Origin of the sequence: Marinobacterium alkalitolerans (assembly GCF_017776525.1) — a bacterium.
GTDB classification, from domain to species: Bacteria; Pseudomonadota; Gammaproteobacteria; order Pseudomonadales; family Balneatricaceae; genus Marinobacterium; species Marinobacterium alkalitolerans.
In genome coordinates this window covers 22,241-42,255 of the sequence record NZ_JACVEW010000007.1, presented here as the reverse complement: position 1 = coordinate 42,255, position 20,015 = coordinate 22,241, and the positions used below count along the sequence as shown (strand labels likewise).

Sequence of the window (20,015 nt, the reverse complement as noted above, 5' to 3'; positions counted from 1 at the left end):
ACTACTGGCGCCGGATTTTTGATTTCAGAGTGACCCGAAAGAGGCCTGAGATGAATTCAAACATCCCCATCTGTGATGCCGCCGATCCCTTTCCCCGTTCACCCGCCTTTATCATGCCGGCACTGGCGTGCGATACACATGCCCATGTATTCGGTCCTGAGCGGCTGTATGACTATACGCCCAACCGTACCTATACACCGCCTGATGCGCCGGTGGGGGCCTACCGCCACCTGCATCAGCAGCTGGGTATCTGCCGTGGCGTGCTGGTTCAGCCGAGCGTGTATGGCACCGACAATCAGTTACAGCTGGACACGCTGCACTACCTGAACAGCCAGGGGCTGGAATACAAGGGCGTTGCGGTTGTGGATGCGGACGTGGACGAAGGCGAGCTTGATTGCCTCCAGGAAGGCGGGCACTGTGGTGTGCGCATGAACCTGCTGTTCAAGGGTGGCATTGCCTGGCGTGATGTGGAAGCGCTTGCCCAGCGGCTGGCAGCACGTAACTGGCACCTTCAGTTTCTGATCGATGTATCCGAGTTTGAAGAGCTTGAAGCACGTATTCGTGCGTTGCCGGTTCCGGTCGTAATCGACCATATGGGACACATGGACTGCCGCAAGGGCGTCAGCAACGTCGGATTTCAGGCCTTGCTGAACCTGCTGCGGGATGGACAGGCCTGGGTCAAGCTCTCAGGTGCCTACCGTATCACGGCGGAACAGCACCCCCCTTATGCGGATGTGGACCCGTTCGCGCAGGCGCTGGTCGAGGCCAATGCGGAACGCTGCGTCTGGGGTTCAGACTGGCCGCATCCGCACTTTTCCATTCCGATGCCCAATGATGGTGACTTGCTGGACCTGCTGGCACGCTGGGTGCCGGATGAAGCCCGGCGCAACCGCATACTGGTCGATAACCCGGCGCAGCTTTACGGCTTTTAAGCATCAGGTGATATGAAAGCCCCGTGACCCCGGCAGTGCCGGGGTCATCTGTTTTCAGGTGCGAACCGGAGACGCCAGCCACTCAATAAGAGTCTGTACTTGAGCCGAGTCCAGTTCCCAGGCACCCATGCAGAGTGACTGGATCTGCTGACGCGTCTTATCCTCAAGCAGTCCGTCGGTCAGAACCCTGTACTTTTCGATCAATTCATCGGTACTGAGCGGGTTCTCCGGGTTGCCGAGTGCAATCGATGGCTCGGAAATCCACTCCTGTCCGTTCTTCATGACAACCCGGGCATGGGCCCAGCGTTCGGCGGGGAAGCGGCTGTTATAGTGATCGGTTTCATGCATCTGGACGCGCTGGCTGAGGTGGCGTCGCAGGGGATGCCCAAGGCCCTCCGGTGTTTCGGCGACGGCCTCGGGCAGGACCGCATCATCGATCAAGGCCGATGCGACTGAAAACGGCAGGCTGTACTGGGCTTCTTCAGTGGTTGCCGGTAGCACCTTGTGCAGTCGCGTGGCTTCGTGGAAGCTGTATACATGAATGGACTCAACCTGCTCGGGGCTGAAACCGGGCGTCTGTCGCATACTGCGCACCGCCTCCACCGCCGGCTGGGCCCAACGGCACACCGGGTAGGCCTTGAAATACTGTTCCAGGATGTACCATCGCTGACCCAGGTCCTGCCAGATATCACTTACCGACTCACTGTTGAGCGTGACGGCCGGCGCACCGGTAAAGCCGGCACGGGCCAGCAGGACGGCACTGACTCCGGCCAGAGCCCCCCAGCCAGAGCCATCCTTGACCATGGTCGGGTGATCAATGCAGCGCATCATCTGACTGCGGGGGCCATAGAATTCGGCAGTGCCCAGCGCCTCTTCGGTCTGCTCGTCGCTCAGCTGGTACAGTCGGGCCAGCATGGCGGCGACCCCTATACCGTTCCAGGCCCCCGATGTGTGGTAGTCGCTGGCGGTGCGGTGAAGCGCGATTCCGGCGCGTGTCGCGATTTCGTAGCCGATCACCAGACTGGTCAGCAGCGCTTGCCCATTGAGCGAGCGGGCATGGGCCGCGGCCAGCAGCGCCGGCAGAATGGCAACGCCGACATGACCCTTGGTCAGCACCTGACCATCATGGGCGTCCAGACTGTCGATCAGCATGGCGCCAAACAGTGCACTGCCACAAAGGCTGGCGCGACGGTCAGAGAACAGCATCGGTATGTCACCGGGATACTGATCGGTGACGAAGGTCTCGAGAATCCGGCTCAGGCGGGTACGGTGGCCGGCGACAGCCACCCCGGTCAGGTCCAGCAGGCAGCGCTCTGCCTGTTCAATCACGTTTCGGGGCAGCTGGTCCGGTGTCAAATCATGAATAAAGCGATGAATGCTATGCACGGCGATGGGCTTCCATGTGCAGGCGGGGCGAACGCCCCGGGTTATTAATGCTGGGCAAGCAAGCGTTGAATCAGGGGAGTATTGGCATCCCGAATGGCGGGGTGATCAAAACGGGCGGCCGCAATGGACTCGGTATCCAGTTCGGCCTGAATCAGACACTCGCGGTCTTCGGCCAATGCCAGTACCTCTCCTCTGGGGCCGAGAATACGGCTGCCGCCCCAGAACCAGGCATCGCCTTCACTGCCAAGGCGATTCGCCATCAGGACGGGAGCGCCGTAGAGCATGGCGTAAAAGGCAACATTGGTCTGCCAGTTGTTCTCGTTGGAAAACTCGTCGCTGACAATAGCCGAGGCCGAGTTGATGGGGGCCAATAGAAGATCCGGTCGGCGCAGCATGGCGCAGTGCACCAGCGCCGGGTTCCACAGGTCCGCGCAGATCAGGGTGCAGGCTTTCCAGCCAGGTTTGCAGTCCACCAGTACCAGATCCTGTCCCGCATGAAACCACTTGCCCTCTTCAAGGCCACCGTAGGTGGGCAGGTTGATCTTGCGGTATACGGCCGCCACTTCTCCCTGCTGGAGGTAGGCCACCGCATTGTAGTACTCACCGGGGCTGACGTATTCCACGAAGCCCACGACAATGGTCATGTCGGGCGCTTCTCGGGAGAGTGCGCTCAAGCGTTCGTCGTGGCGAGAGAGTGCGGCCTTGGGCGTGAAGCGCCCGAGCTGGTAGCCGGTAAGCGAGAGTTCGGGGAACAGCAGCAGTTCCACACCGCTATCTTTGGCCGTGCGGATCCAGTCAGTATGACAGGTAAAGTTGGTATCCAGTGCCAAATGCTCGGAGTTGAGCTGAACCACACCGACAGAAAGATTTTGGAAGTACATCGTTGAGCTCCATAAGAGGGCCGAGCAAGATGCTCGGCCCGGGCAGGAGGGGTTAGAGAAGGCCTTTGCTGTTCAGGAACTGTCTGGCCACGTCTTCGATCGAGGTGCGTTCCACGTCCACCTGGGCATTCAGTGCCGACATGGTGTCGTTATCCAGCTGGGCTGACAGCGTGTTCAGCTGATCGGCCAGCTCAGGGTTGGCATCCAGCACCGCCTGGCGAACCACTGGGGTAATGGCATAGTTGGGGAAGAAGCCCTTGTCATCTTCCAGAACCTTGAAGTCAAACGCCGGGATGCGGCCATCAGTCGCGAAGACCAGTGCGATATCCACCTGGCCTTCTTTCAGGGCAACGTAGGTCAGTCCGGAGTCCATGCGCTTGATGTTGCTGCGCGGGATATCGAAGTCGTATGCCTTCTTGAGCTGCTTGTAGCCATCTTTGCGTGAGTACCACTCCGCGTTGGTTGCCAGCACCAGCTCTTCACCCTTGTTGAGTGCCTGGGCCAGATCGCTCAGGGAGCTGATGCCTTTTGCTTCAGCATCGGCGCGGCGCATGGCCAGGGCGTAGGTGTTGTTGGCAGCCGAGGCATCCAGCCATGCCAGCCCTTTTTTGGCGTCCAGTTCACGTACCTTCTCGTAAACCTTTTTGGGGTCGGTGATCTTGTCTTTCACCTTGTTGTAGACGATCAGTGATGTCCCGGTGTACTCCCAGTACAGGTCGATCTGATCGTTTTCCTGGGCCTTGCGCAGGACGGCACTGCCCATGCCGGCACGACGCTCAATGTCGTAACCCTGATGGTCCAGATACTGTGCCGTCATTTCCGTCAGAAGCTGCTGCTCGGTAAAGTTCTTGCCACCGATCACCAGCGGGTCCGCATGAACACTGGCTGCGAATACGGAGGCCATCAGAGTGGTTCCCAGGTGTTTGAAAAGTTTGCGCATCTTGGTATTCCTCGTTGTTTTTATCAGGTGTGGCCATCAGGCACGCAGGGGATTAACGCCTTTGGGGACGATCAGGAACGCGAGTAAAGCGATCAGGATATCGACGATGATGGCCAAGACGGCGGTGGGGATCGCTCCCGCCAGCATCATGAAAGGTTCATCAAGGTCGATACCGGTAAAAATGAGTTCTCCCAAACCGCCACCGCCAATCAGGAAGGCCAGCGGAACGGTGCCCACATTGATCGCCAGTGCGGTACGGATACCGGCAAAGATCACGAAGAGGGCGTTGGGCAGTTCTACACGGAACAGCATCTGCAGCGGGGTCATGCCGATACCGGACGCCGCTTCCTTCAGGTGAGCCGGCACTTCCAGCAAACCGGTATAGGTGTTGCGCACGATTGGCAGCAGGGACGCAATGCAGAGACCGAACACGGCTGGCAGCATGCCGATACCCAGCAGGCTCATGGACAGTGCCAGAATTGCCAGCGTGGGGATGGTGGTGCCGATGTTCAGCGTTTGCATGGCGGTTTCAGCCAGGCGTGCAAACCGCGGGCGGCTTAACACTGTGCCCAGGGGAACGCCGATCAGGATGGCCAGACTGCCGGAGATCAGGACCAGCTCGATATGCTGACCGACCAGGTAAACGACATCTTCCCGATAGCTGAACAGTTCTTCCAGCATGCCGGTCTGTTCGGCCAGTGAGCCCAGCGCAAACATCAGCACCAGAGCAAGGCCGTATGCGAAGCGGGTGAATGCGGGTTTTTTCATCATATCCCCCTTCAGGCACTGACCTTGTGAAGCTGACGCGGCAGGGTGCCCAGCGCATCCGGATGATAGGTAGCGCCCAGGTAGTGGGTGATACCGCGCTGTGTGACCTGTCCGACCAAGGTGCCGTTGGCATCCGTGCAGGGGAGCCAGGTGGTGTCATGGGTAAACATCAGGGAGGCCACCTTGCGCAGGTCGTCCTCTGGGCTGGCTTCGGTCTTGAGGCCAAAGTAGTGCTCACCACAGAGTCCGCTGGTGGTCTGGGCAACGCTGCGTGATACATAGCCGATCGGCTGCTGACGCTCGTTCACCATCAGGATGGCGTGGCTGTAGCCCTGTTGCTCGATCCGCTGCAACGCGGTGCTGAGGCTGTCTTCAGGCCGAACGGTGGTGACCGGTTCCATCACCTGCTTGACCTGCACCAGCCGCAGGCGTTTCAGGGCACGGTCATCACCGACAAAGCTTTCGACGAAATCGTCTTTCGGGTGGGCCAGCAGGTCATCCGGGGTGTCATACTGTACCAGTCGGCCATCACGGAAGATGGCGATGCGGTCGGCCATTTTCACCGCTTCATCGATATCATGGCTGACAAACATGATGGTTTTGCGCAGCTCCTGCTGCATCTTCATAAACTCGTCCTGAATCACTTCGCGATTGATCGGGTCGATGGCGCCGAAGGGCTCGTCCATCAGCATGACGGGAGGGTCTGCTGCCAGCGCACGGGCAACCCCGATACGCTGTTGCTGTCCGCCGGACAACTCACGCGGGTAGCGCTTGAGGAAGGTACCGGGGTCCAGAGCCACCAGGTCCAGCAGTTCTTTTGCCCGTGCCTTGTAGCGGCTGGCTTCCCACCCCAGCAGTTTGGGGACGATGGCGATGTTTTCCTCAATGGTCATATTGGGGAACAGGCCGATCTGTTGAATCACATAGCCGATATTCCGGCGCAGCTCCACCGTATCCATGCCGGTCGTATCTTCACCGTTGATGTAGATCCGGCCCGACGTGGATGGAATGATGCGGTTGATCATCTTCAGCGTGGTGGTCTTGCCACAGCCCGAGGGGCCCAGCAGTACACAGATCTCGCCTTCGGGGACTTCCATGTTGATGTGATCAGCGGCGGTAACAGGTCCGTTGGGGGTCTCGAAAATTTTGGTGAGGTTGTCGATTCTTATCATTGTCTTATCCCGTTAAGCGGCAGCAAAAAGTGGAAAGGATCAGGCGGAGATACCCTTGGGCGTCAGGCGCTTTTGCAGCCACAGCAGCCCGTAGTCGGCGATGACCGCCAGGATGCTGACGGCAATGGCGCCCGCAATCAGCTGACGCGGGTCACTCTGAGTGATACCGCGGCTGATCAATACGCCCAGTCCACCGGCCCCGATATAGGCAGCGATTGCCATGACTCCGATATTCATCACCACTGCCGTGCGAACACCGGCCATGATCACCGGGATCGCCAGCGGAATCTCGACCATGCGCAGGCGCTGCACCGGGTTCATGCCAATCCCGCGAGCCGCCTCACGCAGGGCCGGGTTCACGTTATTGATGGCGGTGTAGGTGTTGCGGATGATGGGGAGCTGGGAGTACAGCAGTACGGCGATGACGGCAGGCAGGTAGCCAATCCCCTGACCAATGGTGGACAGGATCGGAATCATGATGCCGAACAGAGCGATAGAAGGGATGGTGATGATGATCGAGGCCAGGTAAAGCACGACCCGCGCCACCCGCTCGTTCTGGGTGATGGCAATGCCGATGGGAACGCCCGTCAGCGTTGCCAGTCCCACCGCAACGGCGACCAGAGAGAGATGCTCAACCGTCAACTTGAGAATCAAGTCGATGTTGCCGGTAAGAAAGTCGAAAGTATCCAACGTCTTTCCTCATGCAGTTAGTCATTATTCTTATGGGCTCTGCCTCGAAAGGCGGGGCATGTGGGCTCACAATAATGGAGAGCCGGGTATCCGGGGTGGTAGATTTCCGACATTTATAGGTCTAATTGCGACGTATGGGGCTGAGCGCACATCAGGGGGCTGTTGGCACTATAGTGGATAGCGTGCAGCGGTGGGCGCATTTGCGGACGAGACTCAGGTATGGCTGCGAGCCTCGCGCGGTGAGCAGTCGTACTTGCGGCGGAAACAGCGCGAAAAATAGGAGGTTGAGCTGAAGCCACAGGCTGTTGCAATCTGAAGAATGGTCAGGCTGCTTTGCTGCAGCAGATGACGGGCACGCTCCAGCCTCAATTCCATGTAGTACTGGGCCGGCGACAGCTGCAGGTGCTGATGGAACAGACGCTCCAGCTGCCGGGTGGAAATGCCCACCAGTTGCGCTATTTCTTCGCAGCTCAATACCTCTTCCAGATTTTCACGCATCAGCTCAAGCGCCTGCACCAGGCGCGGGTGATTGGCATGGTAACGCAGCTGAAATTTCATGCGCTGCTTGTCATGGGCCGGACGAATATGGGGGTGAATGCACTGCTCGGCCACATCGTTCGCCAGTGTTTCTCCGTGCTTCAGTGCGATGATCTGCAGGATCATGTCCAGGCCGGCCAGCCCGCCGGAGCAGGTGGAGATGCGACCGTCAATTTCATACAGCTCACCGGTGACGTTCAGTCGCGGAAACTCCTCCTGCATGCTCTCCCGGTTCTCCCAGTGAATGGTGCAGGTGTGTCCCTTGAGCAGTCCGGCTCTGGCCAGCAACAGGCTGCCCGTGGACGTTCCGCCCAGAGCCACGCCCTGTCGCGAAAGGCGCCTGAGCCATTTGAACAGGGGCTGTTGATCAACCAGATGCGCATTAATGCCCGCCACCACGAACAAACGCTGAAGGTCATCGGTTTCCTGCATGGGGCGACTGGGGGGCACTGCAATGCCGTTACTGCACACAACGGGCTGGTCGCCGGGGCCATAAAAGTGCCAGCGATAAAGCGGCTTGCCGCTCAGACGGTTGGCCATGCGCAACGGGTCCACAACCGCAGCGAAGGAGATCATCGAAAATTCGGGAATCAGGAAAAAGCCGACGTTTTCAGTCTGGCTGTTTGCCTCAGTGGTCATCCGGGTCTCCGGCCGCGTCAGGGAACTGACGGATGGCATGCTCAGGTGGGGCGTGTTGTCGTAGTTGCTCAGTGGAGCGAATAATGAACCAGGCCGGGGTGGCATTCAAGCCTGATGTGGTGCTTCGAGAGGAAAAGTGGCCGGAGGCAGAACGCCTCCGGCACGGTCGGATATCAGATCAGGTTGTACAGGAAGACAACGGCAATACCGGCCGGTGTCAGGAAACGCAGTACAAACATGAAGGCACTGTAGGTGGCGCCCTTGAGACCGATCTCATCATCCAGACCCTGACGCTTCATGGCCCAGCCGGCAAAGAGTGCAATCGCCAGTCCGCCCAGCGGCATCATCAGGTTGGATACCAGGAAGTCGAGCAGGTCGAACACGGTCTTGCCTTCAAAGAAGGGAATGAACGCCAGCGGATGGAATTCAGCCCAGTTGTTGAAGGACAGCACGGTGCCGATGCCGACCAGCCAGATGGCCAGGCCGCCGAACAGGGCACTCTTGGCACGGCTGACACCCTTGTGTTCCTCAAGCCATTCAACGACCGGCTCCAGCATGGAGATGGCAGAGGTCAGAGCGGCGACCAGCAGCAGCGAGAAGAACAGGGTGCCGAAGATCAGGCCACCGGTCATCTGACCGAACGCCAGCGGCAGCGTAACGAAGATCAGACCAGGGCCTGCGCCCGGTTCAAGGCCGTTGGCAAACACCAGCGGGAAGATGGCGAGGCCTGCCAGCAGGGCAACACCTGTGTCCATGAAGGCGATGGTCATGGCGGTGCGCGCGATATTCACCTTCTGCGGCAGGTAGGAGCCGTAGGCCATCATCACGCCGATACCGATACTCAGGGTAAAGGCCGCGTGGCCAAGGGCGGTCAGAACGCCTTCGGTGGTGAGCTTGCTGAAGTCCGGCGAGAACATGAAGCTGACCGCTTCGCCGAATTTGCCGGTAGTGGTGGCGTAGGCAACCATGATGAACAGCAGTACGAACAGCAGCGGCATCAGGGTGTTGATCGCTTTTTCCATACCGGAGCGGATGCCGCGGCCGACGATCAGTACCACAATGGCCATGAACACGCTGTGCCACAGCAGCAGGTCGCCGGGGCTGCCCAGCATGCTGCCAAAGACGCCACCGATGGCGTCGGCATCAGCGCCGGTGAAGGTGCCGCTTGCCGCCTTGCCGACGTACGACAGCGACCAGCCGCCGATCACGGAATAGAAAGACAGAACCAGGAAGGAGGCGATAATGCCGTTCCAGCCGATCAGGCGCCAGCCCTTGGCTGTGCCTTCGGTGGTGGTAAGGTCGCGCATACTGGCGACAGGACTCTGGCCGCCACGGCGACCGATCATTACCTCGGCGATCAGGACAGGGATGCCCACGATGGCGATACAGGCCAGATAGACCAGTACGAAAGCGCCACCGCCGTTTTCGCCGGTGATGTAGGGAAATTTCCAGATGTTGCCCAGACCGACAGCGGAACCCACCGCTGCCAGGATAAAGGCCATGCGTGAAGACCAGAGGCTTCCCGCCTGCTGGTGTGCCTTGGGTGTTGCTTGACTCATTGTTAGAGTTCTCCGGTATCGTTATTGTTATCGGTCAGTGCCGGTACTGAAAGGCCACTGCCGTTGGGGACGACAGTGGCCTGAAGGTCTGGCTACTCAGTGCGTCCGACCACGTCCGCAATCGCCTCGGCGACGCGAGGCAGGGTCGTAGTGGACATACCGGCAATGTTGATCCGACTGGAGTCCAGCATGTAAATGCCGAACTCTTCGCGCAGGATCTTGACCTGCTCCGGGCTCACGCCCAGGAACGAGAACATCCCGCGCTGCCGTTCGATAAAGCTGAAGTCACCGGCAGGGGCCAGTGCCTGACTCAGGGCAGCACGCAGCTCGAGAATGCGGGAGCACATTGCATCAAGCTCGCCCTGCCACTGCTGCATCAGCTCGGGTGTGTCGAGGATCATCTCGACCACCGCTGCGCCATGCGAGGGAGGCATGGAGTAGTGCGACCGGATCGCACTGAGCAGCTGGCTGGTGGCGGCCAGACCCTGTTGGGCAGTGGCCGAAATCAGCATCAGGGCACCGGTACGTTCCCGGTAGAGACCGAAGTTCTTGGAACAGGAGGATGCAATGATCACCTCCGGCAGACGCTCTGCCAGACGGCGAACACCGTCCGCGTCCTTATCCAGCCCTTCGCCCAGGCCCTGATAGGCAATATCGATAAACGGCAGCAGTCCCTTGCGCTCGATCAGGTCCGTGATAGCGGTCCATTGATCGGCGTCCAGATCCGCGCCGGACGGATTATGACAGCAGCCGTGCAGGAGTACTACATCGCCGGCTTCTGCCTGTTCCAGACAATCCACCATGGCATCGAAGTTGACGCTCAGGGAGGACGGGTCCAGATAGGGGTATTCGCGAATGGTCAGCCCGGCTCCACCCAGCAGCGGAATGTGGTTGGCCCAGGTCGGGGTGCTGACCCAGACCGTTGCATCCGGCTTGCACAGCTTCAGGAACTCGGCGGCCATGCGCAGGGCGCCGCAGCCACCGGGGGTCTGCACCACGTTTACGCGCTGCTCTTTCAGCGCCGGGTGCTCAGCTCCCAGTACCAGTTGTCCCATCAGGCGGTTGAAACCTTCGGCACCGGCCGGCCCGATGTAGGCCTTGGTGGTTTCGGTTTCCAGCAGACGCTGCTGGGCAGCCTGTACCGCCGCCATGATCGGGGTTTCACCGGCTTCGTCGCGGTAGACGCCGACACCCAGGTCGACCTTGTCACTGCGCGGGTCTTCGCGAAATGTCTTCATCAGCCCCAGGATCGGATCCTGCGGCAGGGTTTTCAGTTGTTCAAACATGAGCTTCCTCCTCGGCCTTGGCGACCTTGATCAGCGTGGCCTGTCCGGTTTCGAACGCTTTCATCAGGTGAGTGCGCTTCTGAGCGACGGCTTCGGCTGCCTGCTCGCGGACCGGGCCGTAGCCACGGATTTCGGACGGCAACTGGGCCAGCTCCAGTGCAAACTCGTAGTTGTCGGCATTCAGTTCACGGGCAATCCGGTTCAGCAACTCGCGGTATTCGGCCAGCAGCGCACGGTCGAGCTTGCGGTCGGCAGAAAAACGGAAGGGGTCGAACGCAGTGTTACGGAGCCCCTTCAAAGGTGCCAGAACTTTCAAGGCCTTCAGCATCCAGGGGCCGAACTGACGCTTCATCGGGCGACCTTTTGCATCCTTCTTTCCGCCCAGAATAGGCGGTGCCAGATTGAAGTTGATGCGGTAGTCACCTTCGAAGGTCTGCTCGACCTCTTTCAGGAAGTCGGTTTCGGTGAACAGACGTGCCACTTCATATTCATCCTTATAGGACATGAGGCGGAACAGCTGCTGTGCCACGGCACGGGTCAGGTCCAGAGAGTCCTTGCCCAGTGACACCTCAGCACTGCGGGTCTGTTCGACCAGCTGCTTGTACTCATTGGCCCAGGCAGCGTTTTGGTAATCGGTCAGGTGCTTCATGCGACGCTCGATCAGCTGCTCCAGCGTCTCTTTCTCCGGTGTGACCGGCTTTTCACGTGCTTCATCGCTGAGCAGGGACATGACGTAGTCACGGTCGGTGGCCGCCAGACGGCCCCAGCCGAACGCCTGCTTGTTGCGATCAATGGCAACGCCGTTCAGCTCGATGGCACGCATCAGAGCATCCAGCGATACCGGAATCAGGCCCTGCTGCCAGGCAAAGCCGAGCATCATCACATTGGAGAAGACGGTGTCACCCAACAGCTTCTCGGCGATCAGGTTGGCGTCGAGCTGATCGAAGTGATCCTCGCCCACCGCGTCTTTCAGCAGCTTGAGGCGCTTCTCGGCCTGCATGTCGGCGTCACGGAACAGTACGTAGTCGGCGGTTGCCAGTTCCGCTTCGTTGGCCACAATGCGGGAGTGCTCGGGGCGCAGTACGTTCAGGGCCTTCTGCGAGGTGGCAACCACCATGTCGCAGGCAACCATGGCATCCGCCTGGCCGTTTTCGATACGCACCTGGTGCAGGTTGTCCGGCGAGCTGGCCAGACGCACGTAGCTCAGCACGGTGCCGCCTTTCTGGGCAAAGCCCATGAAATCCAGTACGGAGGCACCCTTGGATTCCAGGTGAGCCGCCATTGTGATCAGCTGACCCACAGTGACGACACCGGTACCACCCACGCCACCGACCAGCAGGTCGTAGCTGTCTTGCAGGGACGGAATTGTCGGCATCGGCGTACCGCTCAGGCGCTTCTCCAGTTCGGCGCCCAGGTCCAGCCCCTTGGACTTGCGCAGCTGACCGCCTTCGATGGTGACGAAGCTCGGGCAGAAGCCGTTGACGCAGGAGAAGTCCTTGTTACAGGAGGACTGGTCGATCTTGCGCTTGCGGCCCAGTGCGGTATCGCGCGGTACAACGGACAGACAGTTGGACTGGACGGAGCAGTCACCACAGCCTTCGCACACGTGATGGTTGATAAAGGCGCGCTTGGCCGGGTCCGGGAACTGGCCGCGCTTGCGACGACGACGCTTCTCGGCCGCACAGGTCTGGTCGTAGATCAGTACGGTACAGCCCGGGATATCACGCAGCTCACGCTGCACCGCATCCAGTTCGGAACGGTCATGGAAGGTCACACCCTGCGGGAACAGAGACTCGTTACCCTTGTACTTCTCGGGCTCGTCACTCAAAACGACAACGCGTTTGGCGCCTTCAGCCGTGACCTGCTGCGCAATACGGTCAACGGTAATCTGGCCGTCAACGGGCTGGCCACCGGTCATGGCAACCGCATCGTTGAACAGGATCTTGTAGGTAATGTTGATGCCTGCAGCCACCGCCTGACGAATCGCCATGGAACCGGAGTGGAAGTAGGTGCCTTCGCCCAGGTTCTGGAACACGTGCGGGTTGCCGGTATAGCGGCTCTTGCCGATCCAGTTGACACCTTCACCGCCCATCTGAATCAGGGACTCGGTGTCGCGACCCATCCAGGAGGCCATGAAGTGACAGCCGATACCGGCCAGCGCCTTGCTGCCTTCCGGTACCTTGGTGGAGGAGTTGTGCGGACAGCCGGAGCAGAAGTACGGCATGCGGCGAACGCCACCCGGATCGGTGATGCCCAGGCTGCAGTTGACCGCTTCCATGCGCTCGTTGAATTTCACCCCGAAGAAGCGTTCCAGGCGGGCGGCCAGGTAGCCGGCCAGCAGTTTCGGGCTCAGCTCTCCCACGTAGGGGATCAGCGGGTCGCCGTTCTGGTCCTGCTTACCGGTAATCAGCACTTCGCCAGGGCGGTCCGGTTCAGACAGGTACTCCTTGATCTGGCTCTCGATGATGCCGCGCTTTTCTTCCACCACCAGAATCTCGTCCTTGTCACGGACGAAGTTCATGATGCCCTGGCGTTCGAGCGGCCAAACCATGCCGACCTTGTAGATATCGATGCCAAGTTCGTGTGCGCGGGCTTCATCAATGCCCAGCAGCTGGAGGGCTTCCAGCAGGTCCAGATGACCCTTGCCGGTGCTCACGATACCGAAGCGTGCCTCGGTGTTGTTGTAGAGGCAGCGGTCGATCGGGTTGGCACGGGCAAAGGCCTGAACCGCTTCAAGCTTGTGCTCGATTCGGGTTTCCAGCTGCGGGCCCGGCAGATCCGGCCAACGGTAGTGCAGACCGTCCGCCGGCGGGGTGAAATCGGTGGGGGTGACGAAGTTCGGCAGTGGCTTGAGCTCAACAGACGCCGCACTTTCGACAGTTTCGGAGATCGCCTTGAAACCGACCCAGCAACCGCTGAAACGGGACAGGGCGTAGCCCCAGAGGCCAAACTCCAGGTATTCGGACAGGTTGGCCGGGTTGATGGTCGGCATGAACCAGGCCATGAACGCCACATCGGACTGGTGGGGCATGGAAGAGGAGACACAGCCATGGTCGTCACCGGCCACAACCAGGACGCCGCCATGGGGGGAGCTGCCATAGGTGGTGCCATGCTTGAGCGCATCACCGGCACGATCGACACCTGGCCCTTTGCCGTACCAAAGGCCAAAGACGCCGTCGACCTGCTTGTCGTCGTCGGTCTCGACCTGCTGGCTGCCCAGCACGATGGTGGCGGCCAGGTCTTCGTTGATGGCCGGTACAAAGTCGACCTTGCTTTCGTCCAGCAGTTTCTTGGCCTGCCAGAGTGCCTGGTCATAGGCGCCGAGCGGGGAACCGCGGTAGCCACTGATCAGGCCGGCGGTATTGAGACCATTCAGCTGGTCCAGCCGAGCCTGCATCAGGGGGATGCGTACCAGTGCCTGGGTACCGGTCAGGAATACGCGGCCGGTATCGCGCAGGTAACGATCCTCGAGACGATAGTCGTCGAGTGCGGGGGTATTGGCAGTCATACCCGGACTCCTCTTGTTGGATCTTGTTGTATTCAGTCACTACCCGCCGATGGCTGAACGGATAGCCCTGTATTCATGGGGTGAAATTGTAGGTAGAACTGCCGTAAAGGTGTTTGCTATTTGGGGCGTGATTTCATGAGATATTCAAAGAAAATTCACATAAAATAACTGTAAGGAAAGAATATTCGAAAATTTTGGGGTGTTACTAAATGAAACAGGGTGGGGCGGATCTTTTTGACCGCAAGATCCTCGAGGTCTTGCAGCAGGATGGGCGTATCAGCAACCAGCAACTGGCGGATACGGTGGGCCTGTCTCCTGCTGCCTGCTGGCGCCGGGTACGTGCACTGGAAGAGAAAGGTGTCATCGCTGGTTATGCCGCGCTGCTGGACCCTGAGGCGCTGGGGCAGGGGCTGAGCGTGTTTGTGCTGGTGTCGTTGCAGCGGCATAACATCGACAGCACCGAGGAGTTCGAGCAGCAGGTACTGACCTACCCGGAAGTGCTCCAGTGTTTTGCCGTAACGGGGAATGCGGACTTCGTACTGCGCGTCGTGGTGCCGGATATGGGCTCTTACGACCGTTTCCTGAATGAAAAGATCTTTACCCTTAAAGGCATAGCGCAGGTCCATTCCAACTTTGGCTTGCGCGAAATCAAGAATACGCATCGTTTGCCACTTTCATGATCTGGATGTTTGCCCTGCATATTTCGCAGTGATATAACGGCTTAACCAATTAAACGTAAACCGTTCTCAGTAAGCCGCCAGGGAGTGGGGCTGACTGGGAGTGCCCCAGCGAGTTGTCGGGCCATTACCAGATGCCACTCAAGATAGATGCAGTTACCCTGCCGCGATACCAGACACGGGCCCTTGTGGGCACCGTGTGCCTGCTGGTGTTGCTGATCGCCTCATTTTTCACCTACAACGCCTATCAAACGGGCCAGGCGCGCCTGGAACAGCAGCGAGCCGAGATGGACCAGCTCAACCGTTCCCAGTTGCGTGAAGAGGTCAATAAAACGCTGGAATATATTCGCTTTTCACGCGACCGAACCGAATCGATTTTACGTCAGCGTGTCAGAACGGTTACTCAACAGGCCATTTCCAGTGCCGAAGCTATCTATCAGCATGAAATTTCGCGTGGGCGCCCCCTTGGTGAGATCAAGAGCCTGATTCGTGAGTCCATGCGAAACCTGCGTTACTTTGGAGGGCGCGGGTATATCTTTATCGACACGCTGGAGGGGGAATGCGTGCTCTTGCCCACGAGCCCCGGCATAGAAGGCAAGTCCCTGCTGGATAACCAGGATGATACGGGGCACTTCATCATGCGAGGGCTGATCGAAGCAGTGCAAAACCCTGCCGGGGCCGGCTATTCTCGTTACCGCTGGTATGCTCCGGACTTTCCGGACGAGATGAAAGACAAAATTGCCTACGTCGAACGTTTCGATCAGCTGGACTGGATCATCGGTACCGGTGACTACCTCTATCAGGTAGAAAATGACTTGAAGGAAGAAGTGTTGGAGCGCCTGCGTTCGCGCAGTTTTGGTGTCGACGGCTATGTGGCGGTCGTGCGTGAAGACGGGAAGGTGCTCCTGTCACCCAGTCGCCCTGAAACAGAAGGCTTGATGCTGAGTGAAGTCGATGAAGAGAATCGCCACATTATCAGCTTCCTGATGGAGCATGCGACACCTGAAGGCGCCTTTGTTGAATATGACTGGTATCGCCCCGGTGGCGATACCCTGCACCACAAACAGTCTCTGGTGCAGCTGGTGCCTGAGTGGGGCTGGGTGCTGGTGGCCGGCAATTATCAGGTCAGCCTGAATGCGGCTCTGGACCGTCAGGAAGCGGCACTGGAGGCGCAAACGGCCAGTGACATCAAGAATATGTTGCTGCTGATGCTGGTGGCCCTGATTGTCGCGTTGGCCGTTGCGCTGTTGACCTCTCGCTGGCTGCGGGAGCTGGTACATCGTTACCAGCATGAGATCGACACCCAGCAGGAAGAGCTTGCCTCTCGCTCACGCGAACTGCATCTGGCAGAAACCGTTTTCAAGTCGGCCAGTGAGGGCGCCATGATCAGTGACGCCGATAACCGCATCATGGCTGTTAACCCGGCGTTCTGTGAAATTACCGGCTACGCGGAACAGGAAGTCATTGGCCAAACGCCAGCGCTGTTCTCGTCCGGCCGTCACAGTGAGCGCTTCTTTGAGCAGATGTGGCGCGTGCTGGCCAGCGAAAAACGCTGGGAAGGCGAGGTGTGGAACCGCCGTCGTAACGGTGAAGTCTATCCGCAATGGCTTTCCATTACGGTTGTCGAGAATGAGCAGGGCGAGCCTCAGAACTACGTGGCGATGTTGAATGACATCTCCGAGCGCAAGGCGGCTGAAGACCAGCTCAAGTACCTGGCGGACTTCGACACCCTGACTGATCTGCCCAACCGCCGTCTGCTGCGTGACCGCACCATCCAGGCACTGTCTCGCGCCCGTCGCGGTGGCGAGCAGGTCGCGCTCATGGTGATCGGCATCGACCGGTTCAAGCATATCAATGACTCGCTGGGACACGCCTCCGGGGATGCGCTGTTGAAGGCGCTGGCACAGCGACTGGTGGAGTCCGTGTCCGGCAATGAAACCGTCAGCCGTGTCGGGGGCGATGAGTTCGTTCTGCTGCTGCCGCAGGCCAAGTCGTTACCGCAGCTTGAACAGAGTGTTCAGCACTATCTCAAGCTGATCAGCAAGCCGCTGACCATTGAGGGGCACAGCCTGGTTGTGACGGCGAGTATTGGTCTGGCGCTGTACCCCTATGACGGGGATGACTTCGACAACCTGCTCAAGAGTGCTGATACGGCGCTGTATCATGCCAAGGGAGAAGGCCGAAACACCTATCGCTTCTTTGCCCCGGTGATGAACCAGCAGGTGTCAGAGCGCTTGATGATGGAGAACAGCCTGCGTCACGCCCTGCGCCGTCAGGAACTGGAGCTCTACTTCCAGCCTCAATACAGCTTTGAGCAGAAGCGGCTGGTCGGGTGTGAAGCCCTGCTGCGCTGGAACAGCCCCGAAGGGCTGGTGATGCCGGACCGTTTCATCCCGCTGGCGGAAGAAACCGGGCTGATTATCCCGATCGGCGCCTGGGTGTTGCAGGAGTCCTGCCGTCAGGCACGGCACTGGCAGACACTGTACGGCAGCGATTTGAGCATTGCGGTGAACGTATCGGCGGTTCAGTTCCGCCCCGAGCTGGTCGCCGATGTTCAACATGGACTGGAAAGCAGCGGGCTGGCACCGGAGTATCTGGTGCTGGAGGTGACCGAAAGCGTGTTGATGACGGACGTAGATGCGTCCGTTCGCCTGCTCGAAGAACTGAGGGGGCTGGGGCTGCGCATTGCGCTGGATGACTTTGGTACCGGCTATGCCAGCCTTGCCTACCTGAAGCGGTTCTCACTGGACAAGCTGAAGATCGACCGGACCTTTATTATGGGGATACCGGACGACAACGACGATATGGCGATTACCTCGTCCATTATCGATATTGCTCGTCATCTGGGGCTGGAAACCGTGGCCGAAGGGGTGGAAACCGAGGAGCATGTCAACTTCCTGACATCGGCCGGCTGCAATCTCGCACAGGGATATTTCTTCGACAGGCCGCTGCCGCAGTCGCAGTTTGAGCAGCGCTTGAAGGATAAAGGGCTGTTATAACCAGCCCTTGTGCTTGAAGAACAGGTAGGGGGAGATGGCGGAAATGACCATGAGCCCCAGTGCCATGGGGTAGCCAAAAGCCCAGTCCAGTTCGGGTATCTGGTGAAAGTTCATGCCGTATACCGTGCCCACCAGCGTTGGCGGCAGAAAGACCACCGCCGCGATGGAAAAGATCTTGATGATCTGGTTCTGGCGAATATTGATAAAGCCCTGAGCCGCGTTCAGCAGGAAGTTGATCTTCTCGAACACAAAGGTCGCGTGTGACATCAGCGTGTCCAGATCTCGCAGCATCTCACGGCACAGTTTGACTTCCCGCTTCTGCTGACGAATATGACGCAGCAGGAAGGACACCGAGCGTTGCGTATCCATCAGGCAGAGTCGAATCTGCCCGTTGCTGTCCTCCAGCTTGGCCAGCCGGTCAAGCTGCTCGCCCAGATCGGATTCCCGTTTGGCCAGCACCTCTGTGCTGATGTCTTCCAGATCACGGTGAAGATCTTCCAGCTGGTCCGCCAGGTTGTCGACCTTCTGTTCAAACAGCGAGGTCATGATCTGAAGTGGCGTGGAGGCCTCGATCCAGCCACGTCGCGCCCGCAGGCGTGTCAGGCGGAAGTCGGGCAGGTCCACGTCGCGAATGCTGATCAGTCGATCCGGCTGCAGGGTAAAGGCGACGGTCGCCGTGCGAAAGCGTCCTTCCGACTGATACAGGAACAGCGAGTGCACGTGCACGTCTTCGCCATCGACAAAGTAGCGCGCACTGGATTCGATCTCCTCTACATCACGGGCATCCGGCAGGCTTTCCGGGTAGTGCCGTTCCACCAGTGCCCGTTCCTCGTCACCGGCCTCCTGCAGGTCGATCCAGCTGGACGCCTGCAGGCTGGCTTCGCTCAGCGGTTGAGAGTCTTCCTGCTCACGCAGCTTGCCTGATGTGAGTGTGAAGTAGCGTATCATCCCCTTACCCCGTGTCAGCTGTTCAGGACTCCATATACAAGGTAGCCGGTATACCCGACAAACACAGACAGCAGGAGCGCACCCTCAGCGCGGTTGATGCGTCCCTGGTGGCCACGGAAGCCATACCCCAGCACAAACAGGGATACGGTCAGGCCCGCCATGATGACCCAGTCACGGTAGAGCGCTTCAGGACTCACGGTCATGGGCTGGATGGCACCGGCGATCCCCACCACGGCAAGGGTGTTGAACATGTTGGAACCGATCACGTTACCCAGCGCAAGGTCATGCTCGTTCTTGCGTACGGCGATGATGGAAGACGCCAGCTCAGGAAGCGATGTGCCGATGGCGACAACCGTCAAACCGATAACCAGATCGCTCACGCCCATGGCGCTGGCAATATCCACTGCACCCCAGACCAGCACGCGCGAACTGGCGACCAGCAGCACCAGGCCCAGCAGCAGCCAGAACACGGCCTTGCCCAGCGGCATTTCCGGTTCGCCTTCCATATCGTGTTCTACATCGGTGCCGAGTGCGTCTGTCCGTTGGCGCATGCCCTGAAAGATGGACCAGCCCATCATCATCAGAAACACGGCCAGCAGAATAAAGGCCTCGGCGCGGGAAATTTCACCGTCCAGCAACTGGAAACCGGCCAGCAGGGTGAAAGCGGTCAGGACCGGCAGTTCCTTGCGCAGGATTTGCGAGTGCACGGCGATGGGGCTGAGCAGGGCGGTGATACCGAGAATCAAGGCGATGTTGGCAATGTTGGAGCCGTACCCGTTACCCAGTGCAAGGTTGGGGTTGCCCTGGATGGACGCAAAAGCGGATACCACCATCTCGGGGGCAGACGTGCCAAAGCCGATAATGACCATCCCGATCAGCAGGGGCGGCATGCCGGCATGACGTGCGGTTGCTGCAGCACCATCGATAAAGCGGTCAGCACTCCAGACGAGTACGGCCAGTCCAGCGATAACGGCCAAAATTGCCATCAACATGAGTGAGTAAACTCCTCGGAAACGCGGGTTAGTGGAAACAGTGCGCATGATACTCTGACCGGAGCCATTCGTCCCGCCTGAGGCGAACCAGACTGCATTGA

At 59.1% G+C, this 20,015-nt stretch carries 15 protein-coding genes; 3 read left to right on the top strand and 12 right to left on the bottom strand.

Annotation, left to right across the window (positions count from 1 at the left end):
* Positions 1 to 50: 50 nt before the first annotated feature.
* Entirely contained in the window at positions 51 to 932 is an 882-nt protein-coding gene (locus H9C73_RS05995; protein WP_209286899.1) for an amidohydrolase family protein, read from the top strand.
* A gap of 54 nt (positions 933 to 986) precedes the next feature.
* Here the strand turns inward: H9C73_RS05995 and H9C73_RS16330 are convergent, their stop codons facing one another.
* The 10 genes from H9C73_RS16330 to H9C73_RS05945 all read right to left on the bottom strand — a co-directional run bounded on the left by H9C73_RS16330 (position 987) and on the right by H9C73_RS05945 (position 14,298).
* Entirely contained in the window at positions 987 to 2,318 is a 1,332-nt protein-coding gene (locus H9C73_RS16330; RefSeq protein WP_209286898.1) for an MmgE/PrpD family protein, read from the bottom strand.
* Positions 2,319 to 2,362: 44 nt separating this feature from the next.
* On the bottom strand, positions 2,363 to 3,199 hold the full coding sequence (locus H9C73_RS05985; RefSeq protein WP_209286897.1) for a nitrilase-related carbon-nitrogen hydrolase: 837 nt from the start codon (positions 3,197 to 3,199) through the stop codon (positions 2,363 to 2,365).
* A gap of 52 nt (positions 3,200 to 3,251) precedes the next feature.
* Positions 3,252 to 4,139, bottom strand: coding sequence for a glycine betaine ABC transporter substrate-binding protein (locus H9C73_RS05980; RefSeq protein ID WP_209286896.1), 888 nt, complete (start codon positions 4,137 to 4,139; stop codon positions 3,252 to 3,254).
* Positions 4,140 to 4,175: 36 nt separating this feature from the next.
* Complete coding sequence (locus H9C73_RS05975) at positions 4,176 to 4,907, bottom strand: ABC transporter permease (RefSeq protein ID WP_209286895.1); 732 nt, start codon at positions 4,905 to 4,907, stop codon at positions 4,176 to 4,178.
* Positions 4,908 to 4,918: 11 nt separating this feature from the next.
* Positions 4,919 to 6,079, bottom strand: coding sequence for an ABC transporter ATP-binding protein (locus H9C73_RS05970; protein WP_209286894.1), 1,161 nt, complete (start codon positions 6,077 to 6,079; stop codon positions 4,919 to 4,921).
* A gap of 39 nt (positions 6,080 to 6,118) precedes the next feature.
* Entirely contained in the window at positions 6,119 to 6,769 is a 651-nt protein-coding gene (locus H9C73_RS05965) for an ABC transporter permease (RefSeq protein ID WP_209286893.1), read from the bottom strand.
* A gap of 213 nt (positions 6,770 to 6,982) precedes the next feature.
* Entirely contained in the window at positions 6,983 to 7,945 is a 963-nt protein-coding gene (locus tag H9C73_RS05960) for a GlxA family transcriptional regulator (protein WP_209286892.1), read from the bottom strand.
* Between the two features lie 173 nt (positions 7,946 to 8,118).
* Positions 8,119 to 9,504, bottom strand: a complete 1,386-nt coding sequence (locus H9C73_RS05955) for a sodium-dependent transporter (RefSeq protein WP_209286891.1) — start codon at positions 9,502 to 9,504, stop codon at positions 8,119 to 8,121.
* A 92-nt stretch (positions 9,505 to 9,596) separates the two neighbouring features.
* Positions 9,597 to 10,790, bottom strand: a complete 1,194-nt coding sequence (locus H9C73_RS05950) for an amino acid aminotransferase (protein ID WP_209286890.1) — start codon at positions 10,788 to 10,790, stop codon at positions 9,597 to 9,599.
* Positions 10,783 to 14,298 (bottom strand): indolepyruvate ferredoxin oxidoreductase family protein, encoded by a 3,516-nt coding sequence (locus tag H9C73_RS05945; RefSeq protein ID WP_209286889.1) that lies wholly within the window; start codon positions 14,296 to 14,298, stop codon positions 10,783 to 10,785. Before H9C73_RS05945 ends, H9C73_RS05950 begins: the two co-directional genes overlap by 8 nt.
* Positions 14,299 to 14,507: 209 nt before the next feature.
* On the opposite strand from H9C73_RS05945, the gene H9C73_RS05940 reads away from it, so the two are divergent.
* Positions 14,508 to 14,978 (top strand): Lrp/AsnC family transcriptional regulator, encoded by a 471-nt coding sequence (locus tag H9C73_RS05940; protein WP_209286888.1) that lies wholly within the window; start codon positions 14,508 to 14,510, stop codon positions 14,976 to 14,978.
* 131 nt (positions 14,979 to 15,109) lie between these two features.
* On the top strand, positions 15,110 to 17,974 hold the full coding sequence (locus tag H9C73_RS05935; RefSeq protein ID WP_209286887.1) for a bifunctional diguanylate cyclase/phosphodiesterase: 2,865 nt from the start codon (positions 15,110 to 15,112) through the stop codon (positions 17,972 to 17,974).
* Here H9C73_RS05935 and corA read toward each other — a convergent pair.
* Positions 17,969 to 18,922, bottom strand: a complete 954-nt coding sequence (gene corA, locus H9C73_RS05930) for a magnesium/cobalt transporter CorA (RefSeq protein WP_209286886.1) — start codon at positions 18,920 to 18,922, stop codon at positions 17,969 to 17,971. The two genes, H9C73_RS05935 and corA, sit on opposite strands and share 6 nt — an antisense overlap.
* 14 nt (positions 18,923 to 18,936) lie before the next feature.
* A complete protein-coding gene (locus H9C73_RS05925; protein ID WP_209286885.1) occupies positions 18,937 to 19,914 on the bottom strand; it encodes a calcium/sodium antiporter in 978 nt (325 codons plus the stop codon).
* Positions 19,915 to 20,015: the final 101 nt, after the last annotated feature.

Coding starts and splice junctions, on each gene's coding strand:
- H9C73_RS05995 (WP_209286899.1), top strand. CDS start 51: ATGAATTCAAACATCCCCATCTGTGATGCCGCCGATCCCTTTCCCCGT.
- H9C73_RS05985 (WP_209286897.1), bottom strand. CDS start 3,199: ATGTACTTCCAAAATCTTTCTGTCGGTGTGGTTCAGCTCAACTCCGAG.
- H9C73_RS05980 (WP_209286896.1), bottom strand. CDS start 4,139: ATGCGCAAACTTTTCAAACACCTGGGAACCACTCTGATGGCCTCCGTA.
- H9C73_RS05975 (WP_209286895.1), bottom strand. CDS start 4,907: ATGAAAAAACCCGCATTCACCCGCTTCGCATACGGCCTTGCTCTGGTG.
- H9C73_RS05970 (WP_209286894.1), bottom strand. CDS start 6,079: ATGATAAGAATCGACAACCTCACCAAAATTTTCGAGACCCCCAACGGA.
- H9C73_RS05960 (WP_209286892.1), bottom strand. CDS start 7,945: ATGACCACTGAGGCAAACAGCCAGACTGAAAACGTCGGCTTTTTCCTG.
- H9C73_RS05955 (WP_209286891.1), bottom strand. CDS start 9,504: ATGAGTCAAGCAACACCCAAGGCACACCAGCAGGCGGGAAGCCTCTGG.
- H9C73_RS05950 (WP_209286890.1), bottom strand. CDS start 10,790: ATGTTTGAACAACTGAAAACCCTGCCGCAGGATCCGATCCTGGGGCTG.
- H9C73_RS05945 (WP_209286889.1), bottom strand. CDS start 14,298: ATGACTGCCAATACCCCCGCACTCGACGACTATCGTCTCGAGGATCGT.
- H9C73_RS05940 (WP_209286888.1), top strand. CDS start 14,508: ATGAAACAGGGTGGGGCGGATCTTTTTGACCGCAAGATCCTCGAGGTC.
- H9C73_RS05935 (WP_209286887.1), top strand. CDS start 15,110: ATGCCACTCAAGATAGATGCAGTTACCCTGCCGCGATACCAGACACGG.
- corA (WP_209286886.1), bottom strand. CDS start 18,922: ATGATACGCTACTTCACACTCACATCAGGCAAGCTGCGTGAGCAGGAA.
- H9C73_RS05925 (WP_209286885.1), bottom strand. CDS start 19,914: ATGTTGATGGCAATTTTGGCCGTTATCGCTGGACTGGCCGTACTCGTC.